We start from the raw sequence: 15,309 nt of genomic DNA, 5'->3' as shown, positions 1-15,309 counted from the left end.
AAGAAAAATCGCGCCAGGACCCGCGACCTTTCCGTCTCAGGCGCGGTTTTCGCGCCGCGCCGCCGCCCGGGAGACCGCGGCCAGAACCTGGTCCGGCGCGAACGGCTTCTTGATCGCCTCGACCCGCGCGTCGGCCTCGTCCGGCAGATCGAGCTTCTCGCCGTATCCCGTCACGAACACATAGGGCACGCCCTTGCTGTTCAACGGCCCGATCAGGCTGAAGCTCGTCTCGTTGCCGAGATTGACGTCGAGCAGCGCCACGTCGACGCTTTCGGCCTCGAGGATCTCCTTGGCGTCGGCGACGCTCATGGCGGAGAACACCTTCGACAGCCCGTTGTCCAAGAGAAGCTGCTCGGCATCGAGCGAAATGATCATGTTGTCTTCGACCACCAGGGCGGTCAGACCGTTGAGGCTGCTATTGCCGTTCGACACGCGCGCCGGCTCCATCGGGTTGGACAAGTTGCTGGCGTCGGCCTGAGCGGCTTCCGCGGTGATGTGGAAGACCGTCGGCGGCAGCGTGAACCGCGCCTTCAGTCCGGCCAGCCGGTAGTCGATCTCGACCTTGCCGCCGAGATCGTGGGGGATCGAGCGTTCGATGATGGTCGAGCCGAAACCGCGACGGGTGGGCGGGGCGACCGGCGGGCCGTCGCGCTCCTGCCAGCGGATCTCGCAGCAGTCGTTGGCGTCGACCGCCCAGTCGACGCTCACCGAGCCGAGCGAATCCGACAGGGCGCCGTATTTGGCCGAGTTCGTCACCATTTCGTGGAAGACCAGGGCGAGCGTCGAGAACGCCTTGGCGTCGACCATGACCTCCGGGCCGTTCAGGGCGACGCGGCTGGCCTTGTGGCCGATATACGCCTCGACCTCGGTCTGCACGATCGAGCGCAGGCTCTGCGCGGAATAGCTGTCGTCGGTGATCTGGTCGTGGGCGCGCGCCAGCGCCTGGATGCGGCCGCCGATGATCGCCGAGAAGTCCTCGACCGAGCGCGCGCCGGCCCGGCTCTGCACGACGAGCGCGCGCATCAGCGACAGGATGTTGCGGACCCGGTGGTTGAGCTCGGCGATGAGGAGTTCCTGCCGCTGGGTCGCCAGCGTGCGCTGGCGCTCGTTCTCCTCGTTGAAGCGCAGCAGCACTTCCAGGATGGAGACGCGCAGGGCTTCCGCCGCCTTCAGCTCGGACGGACCCCAGCTGCGGCTCTTGCCGCGCACCGTCTCCTGCCAGGCCTCGAAGCTCTTGCGCGGTGTCAGGCGCGGCCCGTTCGGCCCGTAGACGGCGTCCTTCTTCTCCGGATTGCCGGCCCAGGTGACGCTCTGGACGATCTCCTTGCGGAAGAACATGAGATAGTCGCGGGGCGTGCGCGAGATGGGAATGGCGATCAGCCCGGCGGCGCGGTCAGCGAAGTCGTTCGCCTTGGGATAGACGGCGGCGAGTTCGTCGCTCGCATAGACCTTGCTCGCGGCGGCTCGGTTGAGGAAGCGCGCGAGAGCGGGAAAATCGTCGGGAAAGGGGCAGGTGCCGACCGTGCGCGCCGTGCCGTCGGCCCAGATCGCGAAGCCGTCGCAGGGGATCAGTTCGCGGAAGTCGTGGGCGAAGTCGAACAGTTCGTCGATCGAGGGCGTGGTGGAGATCAACCGCCCGACCACCTTGTCGTGCAGGTCCCGGGCGATCTCCTCGGCCTGCCGCAGTTCCTTGGCGAGGCGCCCCTCGATGACCAGCGAAACCACCTGCCCGAACAGCTCGGTCGTCGAGCGGATCTCCATCGGCACGTGCCGGGCGCTGTAGTTGTGCAGGGCGAACAGGCCCCAGAGCTTGCCGTCGATGACGATCGAGATCGAGAACGAGGCCGAGACGCCCATGTTCTTCAGATATTCGATATGGATGGGCGACACCGCCCGCAGCAGCGACAGCGACAGGTCGAGCGGCTCGCCCTCCGGATTGATCGCTGGAACGACCGGAACCGTCTCGGCGTCGACATCGGCGATGATCCGGATCTGGTTGCGGATGTAGAGGGTCCGCGCCTGACGGGGAATGTCGCTGGCGGGATAGTTCAGCCCGAGGAAGGGCTCGAAGCCCCGCCCGACGCTCTCCGCGACGACATTGCCGGACCCGCTGTCGGCGAAGCGGTAGAGCATCGCGCGGTCGAAGCCCGTCACCGCCCGTAGCTGCCGGACGGACTCGTTGTAGATCTGGTCGAGCGTCTCGCAGCGCTGGATGCGCCCGATCATGCTCTTGACCAGCGTTCCCGGATTGACCGCCCGGTCCTCAGAGGCCGGCTCGGCCTCGATGACGATCGAATTTCCGGAAATGTGGATGGCGACGTCGAAGAGCCTGCCGTTGCCCAGAAGGTCGAGGCCGAAGATGCGCTCGGAGCCGTCGTTCGGCGCCAGCACCTGCAGGCGTCCGCGAATGGCATGCAGGCTGGCGCGCGGCAGGATGCCGCTCAGCGGCTCGCCCAGAAGGTCGTCCGGTGCGCGGCCGAGATAGTCGGCGACATTCGCCGAGACATGCTGCACCAGCCAGTCCATCGAGGCGGCGATCAGGAAGCCGAAGCCCTGGATCTGCCCCAGGAGATGGATCGGCTCCCGGTCGCAGTTGGACAGGTCGACGGGAAAGGAGGGGGTGTTATCGCTCATGCTGGATGGTGATCGACCGCTCGAAGGCCCGTGTTCCCGGCCTCGTCGGCCGCCTTCTCGAACAGCGAGAAAGCCGCGAGCGCCGCCTCGACGGAGCGTTGTCGCTCGCCGATCGTGGGCAGCCGGCTCGAGAGCTCGTCCAGAAACTGCGAGAAATGTCCGGGCTTTGCGGCGCTCTCGAGATAGAACATCGTGATGCCTGGCCAGCGCGACGCCGCATCGCCGCGTGTCAGGGCATGGTGGAGATAACGCGCGCCGAGACGCGATCCCTCGAGCACATAGAGCAGCCCCGCGGCTTCGGCAGGCCCCGCCACCGAAAACTTCGCGGCCTTATGGTCCAGCGGCGTGAGAGCCATGGCCGCCATGTCGGTTTCGAGCGCGCGCAGGAGGTCGGGACGCCCCGCCAGCACGGCGGCCATCGTTCCGTCGTCCGCCGCCGCGAGCAGCGGTTCCACCACGGCATGACAGGCGTGGTTCATGCGGACGAAGCGGTGGTAGAGGCACGGCGTCTCCGCCTCGACCATGCCGGCGAAGCGACCGTCGAGCCGGGCGTGCACGTCCCCGGTCGCCACCCGCAGCATCTGGCGCAGCGACGGGGGCGCATGCACGGGATCGACGGCGGCGGTCCGGGGAAGGGGTACGGCGGTCGGAATGTTCATCTGCCACGAAATGCATTTCGAATCCGGCACTTGCAAGGGGCAGCGAGCCGAGGGCGGGCAGAGCGCAGCGCCGCGTTGAAGCGGCACGACCAGGATTTGAGCCACGAACAACTGCCGGTTCCAGGTCCGGCGCGCGCGGGTTCGCGATGCCCTCCGGGCAAAGCGTCAGCGACCGAAAGCGCTTAGCCGGCGGAGGAGAGGCGAGCGCCCGGCCGCCAGCCTGTGGAGAGTAGGAAAAAGCGGCGCGCCGGTGCCTGCGGAGCAAAAATCCGTGATCTTCAATAGCCGGCTACGAAGATTTGGGAGTGTCGGCACCCTACAGCCGGTCGCGCAGCGAGAACCAGGTCATCGCCAGGAACAGCAGCGGCGCGCGCATGCGCCGCCCGCCGGGAAAGGCGGGAATGCGCAGCCGTTCGAACTCTGCCAGCCGGTCGCGGTTGCCCGCGACGCGCTCGGCGTAGAGCCGGCCGGCGAAGTTCGCGAGCATGACGCCGTGCCCGGAAAAGCCGCCGATCGTGGTCACGCCCGGGGCGAGGCTGCGCACATAGGGCAGGCGCTCCATGGTGATGCCGACGGAGCCGCCCCAGGCATGGGTGAGGCGCACGTCCTTCAGATGCGGATAGACCTCGGCGATCTGCTTGCGGATGTGCTTGCCGATGTCGCCGGCCGCCGAGGTGTAGGCCTCGCGGCCGCCGAACAGCAGCCGCCCGTCGACGCTCTTGCGGAAGTAGCGCACGACGAAGCGGGAATCGTCGCAGGACTCGCCGCCGGGCAGGACGCGATCCGGCTCGGAGAGCGGCTCGCTCGCGCCGATGAAGGAGCCGATGGGCATGACATGCGCGTCGACTGACGGCTCCAGCCCCTGACCATAGGCGTTGACCGCGAGAAGCGCCCGCTCGGCCCGGATGTCGCCTGCGGCCGTCTTCGCGACGATCCTGCCCTCGCGCCTGTCGAGCCGTTCGACCGTCGTGTTCTCGAACAGGAGGGCGCCCGTCTCCGCGGCGACCCTGGCGGTGTTCACGACCAGCTTCATCGGATTGAGATGGCCGGTGCCGGTGTCGCGGATGCCGCCGAAATAGCGCCGCGAGCCCAGCCGGTCGGCCGTTTCCTCGGCGTCCATGTAGCTGGCATGCGGATAGCCGTAGCGGGTGGCGAGGTCCTCGACCTGCGCCTGATAGTCCTTGAGGTAGCGGCGCCGGTGCACGACCGAGAGCTGGCCGCGCCGAAGGTCGGCGTCGATGCCGTTGGTCTCGATGAAGTCGAAGAGATGCGCCTTGGCGTCCTCGGCGATGTCGAACAGCGCCTTGGAGCGCTCGAAGCCGTATTCGGCCTCGATCTCCATCGGCCAGAGCCGCTGCCCCGTGCCCATCTGGCCGCCGTTGCGCCCGGATGCACCGTCGCCGAAGCGGTGCTGCTCTACGACGGCGACACGGACCCCGGCGCGGGCGAGGTGCAGCCCGGCGGACAGGCCGGTGAAGCCGCCGCCGACCACCACGACGTCCACGTCCAGGCTGCCGTCCAGCGCGGGATATTCCGGGCGGACGACCGAATCCTCGTACCAGGAGCGGCCCGGCGCGATCGGCGACTGATAGGGCGCGCTCATCTCAGACCTGAAGCAGCAGGAATTCGCGCTCCCACGGGCTGATCACCTGCATGAAGGTCTCGTGCTCTCCGCGCTTGACCCCGGCATAGGTGCCGACGAACTCACGGCTGAACACCTCGCGGAAGGCGTCCTCCGCCTCGAAGGCGGCGACCGCTTCCAGAAGGCCCCGCGGCAGCTCGATCTCGCCGTCCTCGTTGACGGTCCGGTCGGTCGGCTCGCCCGGCTTCACCTTTCCCATCATGCCGAGATAGCCGCAGGCGAGCGAGGCCGCGATCGCGAGATAGGGGTTGGCGTCGGAGGAGGGCAGGCGGTTCTCGACCCGCCGGCCGGCGGCGTCCGAGGAGGGGACGCGGAAGGCGGTCGTGCGGTTGTCGTACCCCCAGGCGTTGTTGGTCGGCGCGCCCATGCCGTAGGTCAGCCGGCGATAGGAGTTGACGTAGGGCGCCATCATGATCAGCGCGCAGGGCACATAGCGCTGCATGCCGCCGAGGAAGTGGTAGAAGAGGTCGGAGGCGCGGCCGTCCTCGTTCGAGAAGACGTTGCGGCCCGAGCGCGCATCGACCACCGACTGGTGGATGTGCATGGCCGAGCCCGGCTGGCCCTGGATGGGCTTCGCCATGAAGGTGGCGTAGATGTCCTGGCCGAGCGCCGCCTCGCGGATCGTGCGCTTGAACATGAAGACCTGGTCGGCGAGTTCCAGCGGATTGCCGTGGCGCAGGTTGATCTCGAGCTGCGCCGCACCCTCCTCGTGGATCAGCGTGTCGATCTCCAGCCCCTGCGCGTCCGAGAAGTCGTAGATGTCGTCGATCAGCTCGTCGAACTCGTTGACGCCGCCGATCGAATAGGACTGGCCGGACTGGATCTGCCGGCCCGAGCGGCCGATCGGCGGCACCAGCGGATAGTCCGGATCGACGTTCTTGGAGACGAGGTAGAACTCGATCTCCGGGGCGACGACCGGCCGCCAGCCCTGGTTTTCGTAAAGCGCCATCACGCGCTTCAACACGTTGCGGGGCGAGTAGCCGACGGCGGCGCCCGCCGTGTCGACGACATCGCAGATCACCTGCGCCGTCGGGTCGTTCTCCCAGGGCACGAGCGCCAGCGTCGAGAGATCCGGCACCAGCTTCAGGTCGCCGTCGTTCGGCGAGTAGCGGAACTCGCCGCTCTCTTCCGGATAGTCGCCGGAGATCGTGTGCATGAAGAGCGCGGAGGGCAGCGCCAGCGAGGTGTTGGCGGTGAACTTCTTCGCCGGCATCATCTTGCCGCGCGCAACGCCCGCGAGATCCGGCGTGATGCATTCGAGGTCGTCGATGCCGCGCACCGCGAGCCACTCCGCCGCCTCGTGCATCGAGCGCACGCCGCGCTTGGAATCCAGAAAGGCGCTGGCCTCGTCCGGCGACAGCTTGACGTTGTTGAAGCCGCGCTTGACCGGCATCGGCGCGCCCTTGATGGGGCTGGCCTCGTTGCCGCCGCCCGGCGCCTGCTTCTTGCGGGTTTCGATCCTCTGCGGCGCGCGAGGCCGGGAAGAGGTCGGTCTGGTTTTGTCGGACATGCGTTCCTTCGAGGCTGCCTGCAGGCGAGGGGAGCATAGACCGCCCGGGGGGGAGGATGGAAGGCGGGCCTTCGGCCACCGGACGGTTCGGCCCGGCGGAGCGCCGAAACAGGCGGCATCCGCCACCGACGAAGCCCGCCTCGAAGGGCCTAAGGCCGGACGATGTGCCGGATCGTGCGGCCCTCCGCCAGGGCGTCGAGGGCGATATTGATGTCGTCGAGGCCGCCGGTGCTGGTCCACAGCCGGTCGACCGGCAGGCGGCCGGCCTTGAACAGCGCGACGTAGCGCGGGATGTCGCGCTTCGGAACGCAGCTGCCGATATAGCTGCCCTTCAGGGTCCGCTCCTCCGCGACGAGCGAGACCTGCTGCAGCGACAGTCGCTCGTTCGGATCGGCGAGGCCGCCGGTGACCGTGGTGCCGCCGCGCCGGGTGATCCGGTAGGCGAAGTCGAGGGCCGGGATCGAGCCGGCGAGTTCCACCGCCGCGTCGACGCCGCCATTCGTCAGGGCCTTCACCGCCGCGACCGCGCCCTCGTCGCGCGGATTCACCGCATCCGAGGCGCCGAGGTCCAGCGCCAGTTGCCGCTTCTCCGCAATCGGGTCGACCGCGATCACCTGGGAGGCGCCGGCTGCCAGCGCGCCGAGAAGGGCGGCCAGCCCGACGCCGCCGAGGCCGATGACGGCGACGCTCTCGCCGGCCTTCACGTCAGCGGTGTTCACCACGGCACCGACGCCGGTCAGCACCGCACAGCCGAACAGCGCGGCGTGCTCGAAGGGCAGGTCGCGGTCGATCCTGACCACGGAGTTCCACGAGACGACCGCCGCCTCGGCGAAGGCGGAGACGCCGATGTGATGCCGGATCGGCTCCCCGCGATAGCTGAGGCGCATCGCGCCGCCGAGCAGGGTCCCCGCGCCATTCGCTGCGGCGCCCGGTTCGCACAGGGCGGGCCGGCCCTCGGCGCAGGGCAGGCAGTGGCCGCAGGACGGCACGAACACCATCACCACGTGGTCGCCGACGGCCAGATCCTCGACGCCCTCGCCGAGCGCCTCGACCACCCCCGCCGCCTCATGGCCGAGCGCCATCGGGACCGGCCGCGGCCGCGCACCGTTCACGACCGACAGGTCGGAATGGCAGAGGCCGGCGGCCTTGATCCGCACCAGCACCTCGTTCCTGCCGGGCGGCGCAAGGTCGAGCGTCTCAATCGCGAGCGGCCGCGTCTCGGCATAGGGCCGCGGGACGGGAGAGGCGTTGAGGACGGCGGCGCGCACGGACGGCATGTCGATATTCCTCCCGGGGGACGGCCGCATCCCGGCGAGGCCGCCCAAGCGTTCGTTTCGGCGAATGTTCACCGATGGCATGACGGGAAGAGGATTACCGGTAGACAAGACATGGGGAAAGGCCGGCCCACTCCTTAGCGGTCCGGCCTTCCCATGCGATCGCGGTCGGATCAGCGCTCGCTCTTCAAGACCACCGGGATCAGAAGGTCACCCCAATTGCCGTTGCCGGAATGGTGGCGGGCCGAGCGGACGAGTTCGACGGACACGCCGGCCTCGACGGCCTTCATGACCGACTGGTTGAGGCGATGGAGGTCGTTGGCGAGCATGCGGATGGCCGCCTGCTGCGCCTCGTCCATGCTGGAGGCCTGCTCCTCGGCGCGCTCCTTGACGCGGGTCCGTGGACGGTCCTGTTCGATGGCGACTGCACTCATGGTCTTCTCTCCCAATATTGCCGGCGTCTCGCTCGCGAGCGCTCCGGGCGTGGTTCGTCGTGTCCTGGAGGGGCCGGGCACCGTCTCCCAAAGGCTGTGCCCGGCCCCTGCCGGGCGGCTCCTCGCTCGCCCGGCCGGGCGTCGCTGGAATGGCCGAGGCGACTCGGCGCTCGTCACTCGGCGGCGACGCTGAACTGCGGGCTCTTCTTGAACTGCGCGCTCTCGGTGGATTCGCCCATGGCGGTGGTCGAGGAGAGCCCGCCGGTGATCGCCATCGACACCGCGTCGAAATAGCCGGTACCGACCTCGCGCTGGTGCTTGGTGGCGGTGTAACCGTCGGCTTCCGCCGCGAACTCGGCCTCCTGCAGCTCGGAATAGGCGGCCATCTGCCGGTCGCGGTAGCCGCGGGCGAGCTCGAACATGCCGAAGTTCAGCTGGTGGAAGCCGGCGAGCGTGATGAACTGGAACTTGTAGCCCATCGCCCCGAGCTCCCGCTGGAACTTCGCGATCGTCTGATCGTCGAGGTTCTTCTTCCAGTTGAACGAGGGCGAGCAGTTGTAGGCGAGCAGCTGGTCCGGATGCTCCCGCTTCACGCCCTCGGCGAAGCGCCGCGCCTGTTCGAGATCCGGCTTCGACGTCTCGCACCAGATGAGATCGGAATAAGGGGCATAGGCGATCGCCCGGGCGATACAGGGCTCGAGCCCGTTCTTCACGCGGTAGAAGCCCTCGGCGGTGCGGCCGGCGTCGTAGTCGACGAAGGGGCGGTCGCGCTCGTCGATGTCGGAGGTGAGGAGCTTCGCCGCTTCCGCGTCGGTGCGGGCGATAACGACCGACGGCACGCCCATCACGTCGGCCGCGAGGCGCGCCGCGGTGAGGTTGCGGATATGCGCCTGCGTCGGGATCAGCACCTTGCCGCCGAGATGGCCGCACTTCTTCTCGGACGCCAGCTGGTCCTCGAAGTGGACGCCCGCCGCGCCCGCCTCGATGAACGCCTTCATGATCTCGAAGGCATTGAGCGGCCCGCCGAAGCCGGCCTCGGCGTCGGCGACGATCGGCGCGAACCAGGTGTCGACGGAGAGGCCGTTGCCTTCGGCGGTCTCGATCTGGTCGGCACGCTGGAGCGTCCGGTTGATGCGGCGGCAGAGTTCGGGCGCCGCGTTCGCGGGATAGAGCGACTGGTCGGGATACATTGCCGAGGCGGTGTTGCTGTCGGCCGCGACCTGCCAGCCGGAGAGGTAGATCGCCTTCAGGCCCGCGCGCACCTGCTGCATCGCCTGATTGCCGGTCATGGCGCCGAGCGCGTTGACGTAGTCCTCCGAATGCAGGAGCTGCCACAGCCGGTTGGCGCCGTTCTCCGCCAGCGTGTAGCGGATCGGCACCGAGCCGCGCAGGCGCGTCACGTCTGCGGCCGAATAGGGCCGCTCGATGCCGTCGAAGCGGCCTTCTCCGGCGGATGGGACGAGATTGTAAAAATCGGTCATGGCAGGCAAGGCTCCAGTCGTCTCTTTCGGGCACCGGATGCAGGCATTCCCTCCTGGGAGCCCCCCGTCCGGTCCCCAAAGACTTGGCACCGCAGCCGGAATCGGGGAAGCGGAGATGGCTCTTGCCGGCTCGCAAATCGGGTCGGCTTGTGCGGCTCTTGACCGTCTCGGCCTGTCACGCTGTAAATGTTGTAAAGTCGGTGAGGCCGGCGGGCGGAACGGGAGGAGCGCTGCGATGCGAGGCGGTCGGGCTGACAGGGTGGAGCCGTACACCATGCCCCCCAGCGCCCTGCCGCCCGCCTGCGGGGAGGGCAAATGTTCGCTCAATTTCAACCTTTTAGACCGATGCTCGGGGCTCAACTCCAGTCGCATGGGACCTCGGGGAGGGGATGGCCATGTGGAAGGTCGTGACCATGAAGAAGCTTCTCGCCGCGCTCTCGCAATTCCTCTGGCCGACCTACCAGCCGGAGCGCCATTACATGCGCGGACCCGGCCCCGCCTGCGCGCGCAAGTCGGGCGGCCGGCTGGCGGCCTGATCCGCGCCGACGGCCCCGTCGCAGCAACGGGCCCGCGCCGCTTGCGGCAGCCGGCACCGACCGCTCGCCCGCCGGCCGGAGCGCTGCGCTGATGGCCGAGAACAAGATCTTCGCGGGCCCCCGCATCCGGCGCATCCGCAACGGCCTCGGCCTCACCCAGACGGCGATGGCCGAAGCGCTTTCGATCTCGCCCTCCTATCTCAACCTCATCGAGCGCAATCAGCGCCCGCTGACGGTGCAGCTGATCCTGAAGCTGTCGCAGACCTTCGACGTCGATCTCGCCGACCTGCAGGGCGGGCGGCAGGAGGGCGCGTTTGCCGAATTGAAGGCGATCTTCTCCGACCCGCTGATCGCCGCGGAACTGCCGGGCGACCAGGAACTCGCGGAGATCGCCGATGCCGCGCCGAACGCCGCCGCCGCAATCGCCAAGCTCTACCGCGCCTATCGCGAGCAGCACGCGCGGCTCTCCGACCTGTCGGACCTCTTCGCTCGCGAGGGCCGCTCCACCGGCCTGTCGGAGACGCGCCTGCCGATCGACGAGGTCCGCGAGACCTTCGAGACCCGCCCGAACTTCTTCGCAGCGCTGGAGACGGCGGCAGAGGACTTCCACCGGACGCTGTCGCCGGGCGACGATCTGATGGGAGCCCTGAAGGCGTGGCTGCGCCAGACGCACGACATGTCGGTGCGGGTGCTGCCGGTGGAGACCATGCCGCTGTGGCGTCGCCGCTTCGACCGGCACTCGCGCCGGCTGTTCCTGTCGGAGCGGCTGACCTCCGCCGACCGCCTGCGCGAGGTGGCGATGGAGGCCTGCCTCCTCGCCTTCGGCGACGTCGTCGCGGCGGAGACGGAGAGTTTCGCCTTCGCGTCCGACGAGGCGCGGCGCCTCGCCCGCTTCGAGCTGCTGCGCTATGCCGCGCATGCGCTGATGATGCCCTATGGCGCCTTTCAGGCAGCGGCGGTGCGCGCCGCCTACGACATCGACGTCCTGAAGGGCCGCTTCCAGGTGTCCTTCGAGCAGGTGGCGAACCGCCTGACGACGCTGCAGCGGCAGGGCGCGCCGGGCGTGCCCTTCTTCATGCTGGAGGTGGACAATGCCGGCAACCGCTTCCGCCGCGCAGGGGCCCGGGGCTTTCCCGTGCAGCGTTTCGGCGGCGGCTGCCCGAAGCTGCCGATCCACGCCGCCTTCGCCCAGCCGGGCCAGATCCTGGTGGAGACGGTGGAGATGCCGGACGGCGCCGAATTCCTGGTCGTCGCCCGCACGCTGGAAGGGCTGCAGCCGGGCTTCACCGAGCGCCCGCGTCGCACCGCGATCCTGATCGGCTGCGACATCGCCCACAAGGACGAGACCGTCTACGGTCGGCCGATCGGCCCGAAGGTGCCGGCGGTGAAGATCGGGCCCGCCTGCCGGCTCTGCGAGCGCCAGGCGTGCCTTGCCCGCGCCGAGCCGCCGCTGACCCGGCCGCTCGGCCTCGACGAGATGGTGACCGGCCTGTCGGCGTTTGACTTCCAGTGACCGGCGGTCCACATCGGGCGAAGCGCAGCGATCGCGGGCGACTCTCCAGTCACGGATCTGTCACGAAATGTCATCCCGGCCGGATGTCGTCGCACTATGATGCAGTCACGATGGGGACGCGCGGTTCCACTACGCTGCGACCGCGCTGCTAGCGAGTAAGAGTGATGGACAAGAGCGTCAGCCAGCAGAAGCTGAAGACCGAAGGACTGGAAGACACGCTGAGCCGGCCCGGCCTCGCCGCCCGCGCGATCCAGCGCATGGTCGACGGCGCCGAGCATCTGAACCTGAAGCATTCCGCCGTCGGCAACCCGCCGGTCTTCCCCACCGACGCCTTTCCCTGGGCGCGGGAGGTGGAGGCGGAGTGGCAGCTGATCCGCGCCGAGCTCGACAAGGTGCTGGTGCGCAAGGGCGAACTGCCGGCCTTCCACGAGATCTCCTCGGAGGTCCGCTCGATTTCTTCCGACAGCAACTGGAAGACCTTCTTCCTCTGCGGCTACGGCATCAAGTCGGAGCAGGCGATCGCCCAGTGCCCGGAGACCTGGCGCATCCTGCAGAAGATCCCGGGCCTGAAGTCGGCGATGTTCTCGATCTTCGAGCCCGGCAAGCACCTGCCCGCCCATCGCGGGCCCTATAACGGCGTCCTGCGCTTCCATCTCGGCCTGATCGTGCCGCCGGAGCCGGACAAGATCGCGATCCGCGTCGACGACCAGGTCTGCCACTGGGAAGAGGGCAAGGCGCTGATCTTCGACGACGCCTACGAGCACGAGGCCTGGAACCACTCCGACAAGGTCCGCGTCGTCCTCTTCGTTGACTTCGAGAAGCCGCTGAACTTCCCGGCCCGCCTGACCAACAAGGCGGTGCTCAACATGGCCGTGTTCACGCCCTTCATCCGCGAGGGCTACAAGGCGCACAAGGCCTGGGAGAAGCTGTTCTACGGCGAGGGCACCAAGCACCGCTGACGGTCGCCGCAGCGGCGGGGTAAACCGGAGGTCGGCCGTTGCCGGGGCGCCCGGCCGCAGGGTCAGCCGTCGTTCGCCACCCGGAAGTCCGCCGGCACGCTGTCCCGCAGCACCAGCCGCATGTTCGGCAGGTCGTTGCCCTCCATCTTGGCCGTCAGCGCCTCGCCTGTGAGGCCGTAGCCGCGCCAGCGCTCCGTCAGCCGCCGCTCCAGCACGGCTTCCGGTACGTTCAGCATGACGGTCAGCGCGAAGCGGCGCCGCAGCTCCGTCCATCCCGGCGCATCGAGCAGCAGATAGTTGCCCTCGACGAGGATGATCCGCGCTCCCGGTCCGATGATGCGGGCCCCCGCCCGGGCGATCTCGATCGACCGGTCGAACACCGGCACCGCCACGTCGCGGCCGTCGTCGGCGAGCAGCCGGTCGAGCGTCGCGGTCAGGCCGTCGACGTCGAAGGTGTGCGGCGCGCCCTTGCGCGGGCGGTGGCCGCGCGCGTTCAGCACCATGTCGTCGTAGTGGTAGCCATCCATCGGCAGGATCTCGGCGAGACCCGGCGACGCCCGACTGACCCGATCGCGCAAGGCCTCTGCGAAGGTGCTCTTGCCGGAGCCGGGAGACCCGGCGATCGCGACGGCGATACGCCCTGCGTCTCCGTGCCTGCGCAACGCTTCGGCCAGATCCGCCAGCGTCGTCGTCTCAGTCATCGCTTCCCTCCGGAATTCAGGCCCCGCCCCGCCCGCGGAATGCTTCGCCCGTCACAGCCGGTCTCCGCCGCGGCAACGGTCGTTCACAGAACGAAGACGATTCGTCACGACGGGCCGTCTTCCAATCCCGCGCGGAAGTTCGCTTATTTTGCGCGAGAATTCGACGGGCAAGGAGCAATGCCATGACCCTCGCACTGACAGGCATCCATCATCTGACCGCCATCACCGCCGACGCGCCGGGGAACGTCAAGTTCTACACCGACGTCCTCGGCCTCCGGCTGGTAAAGAAGACCGTCAACCAGGACGACACGAGCGCCTACCACCTGTTCTATGCCGACGGGAAAGCGACGCCCGGCACCGACATCACCTTCTTCGACTGGCCCGCCCCGCGCGAGCGTCGCGGCACCCATTCGATAGCCCGCACTGGCCTGCGCGTCGCCGGCGGCGCGGCGCTGACCTTCTGGCGCGAGCGCCTGACGAAGGCCGGCGTGACTGTCGGGGAGATTCGGGAGCTCGACGGGCGCGCCGTTCTCGACTTCGAGGATCCCGAGGGCCAGCGGCTGCGCCTCGTCGACGACGGCGGGGCGGGCGAGGCCAATCCGTGGAACGCGAGCACCGTTCCGGCGGAGAACCAGATCCGCGGCCTTGGCCCGATCGTGATCTCGGTGCCGGACCTCAAGCGCACCGAGCCGGTGCTGACGACGCTGATGAACATGCGGCAAGCCCGGACCTACGAGGAGGCCGGCGCTACGGTCCACGTCTTCGAGATGGGCGAGGGCGGTCCCGCGGCCGAACTGCATGTCGCGGTGGAACCGCATCTGCAGCCGGCGGGGCAGGGCGCGGGCGGCGTCCACCACGTCGCCTTCCGCACGCCGAGCGTCGAAGCCCTGCACGAATGGACCGAGCGGGTGAAGAGTTACCGCGTGCCGTCGAGCGGCGAGGTCGAGCGCTACTACTTCCGTTCGCTCTACTTCCGCGAGCCGAACGGCGTGCTCTTCGAGATCGCGACGGACGGGCCGGGCTTCGCGGTCGACGAGCCGATGGAGAGCCTCGGCGAGGCACTGTCGCTGCCGCCCTTCCTCGAGCCGAAGCGCGCGCAGATCGAGGCGAACCTCAAGCCGCTCGGCTGAGGTTTCGGCGCGGCGTCGGCTCAGCGCGGCGGACCATGCCGGCGGCGGGGACTTCGCTCCGTCGTCGGTCCCGGCCGCGCGCGGCCGATCCGCGCGTTCTGCTGTGTGCGAAGGCGAGCCGCCGAGCCGGTTCCGAATCCTCGGCATCATACTGTATCCCTGTCGAAAACGCAGGAGACCGACCATGACAGACGCCCTGACCCGCATGCTCGCCGCCCAGAAGCTGCGCCTTGCCGGCGCGCCGCTGGAGAGCGCCCGGCTCGCCGTCCTCTGCCTGCACGGGCGCGGGGCGAGCGCCGAGGACATCCTCGGCATCGCCTCGGTCATCCGTGTGCCGGACGTCGCCTATCTCGCGCCGCAGGCCGACGGCGGCGCCTGGTATCCTGCGCCCTTCATGCAGCCGCTGGCCGCGAACGAGCCGTATCTGACCGACGCGCTGAAGCGGATCGACAAGATCCTCACCGGCCTGTCCGACGGCGGCTTCCGGCCGGACAAGGTGGCGCTCGCCGGCTTTTCGCAGGGGGCGTGCCTCTCCGCCGAATATGTCGCGCGCAATGCCGGCCGGGTCGGCGGCCTGCTCGGCTTTTCCGGAGGGCTGATCGGGCCGGATGCGGCGAACCGGGAGGAGACGGCGAGCCTTGCCGGCCTGTCGGTCTTCCTTGGCTGCAGCGCCGAAGACCCGTTCATCCCGGCGCCGCGGGTGCGCGAGACCGCCTGGCACTTCGAAGCCCGCGGCGCGAGCGTCAAGACGACGCTCTATCCGCAGCCCGGCCACGGCATCAACGCCGACGAGATCGCCGAAGCGCAGACGCTGCTGAGCGGGATGATGGGATAAC

Annotated in this window: 13 protein-coding genes; 5 read left to right on the top strand and 8 right to left on the bottom strand. The window is 68.7% G+C overall.

The genetic code is table 11. From position 1 onward, the window contains the following. Positions 1 to 36: 36 nt before the first annotated feature. From AB5S17_RS11705 to aceA, 7 genes are all read right to left on the bottom strand, one after another. Positions 37 to 2,634 (bottom strand): HWE histidine kinase domain-containing protein, encoded by a 2,598-nt coding sequence (locus AB5S17_RS11705; protein WP_369239468.1) that lies wholly within the window; start codon positions 2,632 to 2,634, stop codon positions 37 to 39. Next, complete coding sequence (locus tag AB5S17_RS11700; protein WP_369239467.1) at positions 2,631 to 3,215, bottom strand: biliverdin-producing heme oxygenase; 585 nt, start codon at positions 3,213 to 3,215, stop codon at positions 2,631 to 2,633. The genes AB5S17_RS11705 and AB5S17_RS11700 overlap by 4 nt, the downstream gene beginning before the upstream one ends. 394 nt (positions 3,216 to 3,609) lie before the next feature. Then, positions 3,610 to 4,896 carry an NAD(P)/FAD-dependent oxidoreductase gene (locus AB5S17_RS11695; protein WP_369239465.1) on the bottom strand — a complete coding sequence of 429 codons (1,287 nt, stop codon included), beginning with the start codon at positions 4,894 to 4,896 and terminating at the stop codon, positions 3,610 to 3,612. A gap of 1 nt (position 4,897) precedes the next feature. Then, a complete protein-coding gene (locus tag AB5S17_RS11690) occupies positions 4,898 to 6,328 on the bottom strand; it encodes a glutamine synthetase family protein (protein ID WP_369239734.1) in 1,431 nt (476 codons plus the stop codon). A gap of 266 nt (positions 6,329 to 6,594) precedes the next feature. After that, complete coding sequence (locus AB5S17_RS11685; protein ID WP_369239463.1) at positions 6,595 to 7,722, bottom strand: zinc-dependent alcohol dehydrogenase family protein; 1,128 nt, start codon at positions 7,720 to 7,722, stop codon at positions 6,595 to 6,597. A 170-nt stretch (positions 7,723 to 7,892) separates the two neighbouring features. Further along, positions 7,893 to 8,153: a hypothetical protein gene (locus AB5S17_RS11680; protein ID WP_369239461.1), complete on the bottom strand. Its 261-nt coding sequence runs from the start codon at positions 8,151 to 8,153 to the stop codon at positions 7,893 to 7,895. 173 nt (positions 8,154 to 8,326) lie between these two features. Next, positions 8,327 to 9,634, bottom strand: coding sequence for an isocitrate lyase (gene aceA / locus AB5S17_RS11675; RefSeq protein ID WP_369239459.1), 1,308 nt, complete (start codon positions 9,632 to 9,634; stop codon positions 8,327 to 8,329). A 395-nt stretch (positions 9,635 to 10,029) separates the two neighbouring features. On the opposite strand from aceA, the gene AB5S17_RS11670 reads away from it, so the two are divergent. The 3 genes from AB5S17_RS11670 to AB5S17_RS11660 all read left to right on the top strand — a co-directional run bounded on the left by AB5S17_RS11670 (position 10,030) and on the right by AB5S17_RS11660 (position 12,642). Further along, the gene (locus AB5S17_RS11670) at positions 10,030 to 10,170 is read left to right on the top strand and encodes a hypothetical protein (protein WP_369239457.1); all 141 of its coding nucleotides are present in this window, start codon (positions 10,030 to 10,032) and stop codon (positions 10,168 to 10,170) included. Positions 10,171 to 10,261: 91 nt separating this feature from the next. Continuing rightward, positions 10,262 to 11,683: a short-chain fatty acyl-CoA regulator family protein gene (locus tag AB5S17_RS11665; protein WP_369239455.1), complete on the top strand. Its 1,422-nt coding sequence runs from the start codon at positions 10,262 to 10,264 to the stop codon at positions 11,681 to 11,683. A 164-nt stretch (positions 11,684 to 11,847) separates the two neighbouring features. Continuing rightward, positions 11,848 to 12,642, top strand: coding sequence for an aspartyl/asparaginyl beta-hydroxylase domain-containing protein (locus AB5S17_RS11660; protein ID WP_369239453.1), 795 nt, complete (start codon positions 11,848 to 11,850; stop codon positions 12,640 to 12,642). Between the two features lie 62 nt (positions 12,643 to 12,704). Here the strand turns inward: AB5S17_RS11660 and AB5S17_RS11655 are convergent, their stop codons facing one another. Then, positions 12,705 to 13,343: a nucleoside/nucleotide kinase family protein gene (locus AB5S17_RS11655; RefSeq protein WP_369239451.1), complete on the bottom strand. Its 639-nt coding sequence runs from the start codon at positions 13,341 to 13,343 to the stop codon at positions 12,705 to 12,707. 182 nt (positions 13,344 to 13,525) lie between these two features. Between AB5S17_RS11655 and AB5S17_RS11650 the strand changes: the two genes are divergently transcribed. Beyond that, complete coding sequence (locus AB5S17_RS11650; protein ID WP_369239449.1) at positions 13,526 to 14,473, top strand: ring-cleaving dioxygenase; 948 nt, start codon at positions 13,526 to 13,528, stop codon at positions 14,471 to 14,473. A 184-nt stretch (positions 14,474 to 14,657) separates the two neighbouring features. Further along, entirely contained in the window at positions 14,658 to 15,308 is a 651-nt protein-coding gene (locus tag AB5S17_RS11645; protein WP_369239447.1) for an alpha/beta hydrolase, read from the top strand. The last annotated feature ends 1 nt before the right edge of the window (position 15,309 follow it).

The sequence above is a fragment of the Jiella sp. M17.18 genome (genome assembly GCF_041027365.1).
In the GTDB taxonomy this organism is placed as follows: Bacteria; Pseudomonadota; Alphaproteobacteria; order Rhizobiales; family Rhizobiaceae; genus VKMB-3413.
The sequence above is the reverse complement of the archived record's forward strand: the minus strand, read 5'-3'. Positions and strand labels throughout refer to the sequence as shown.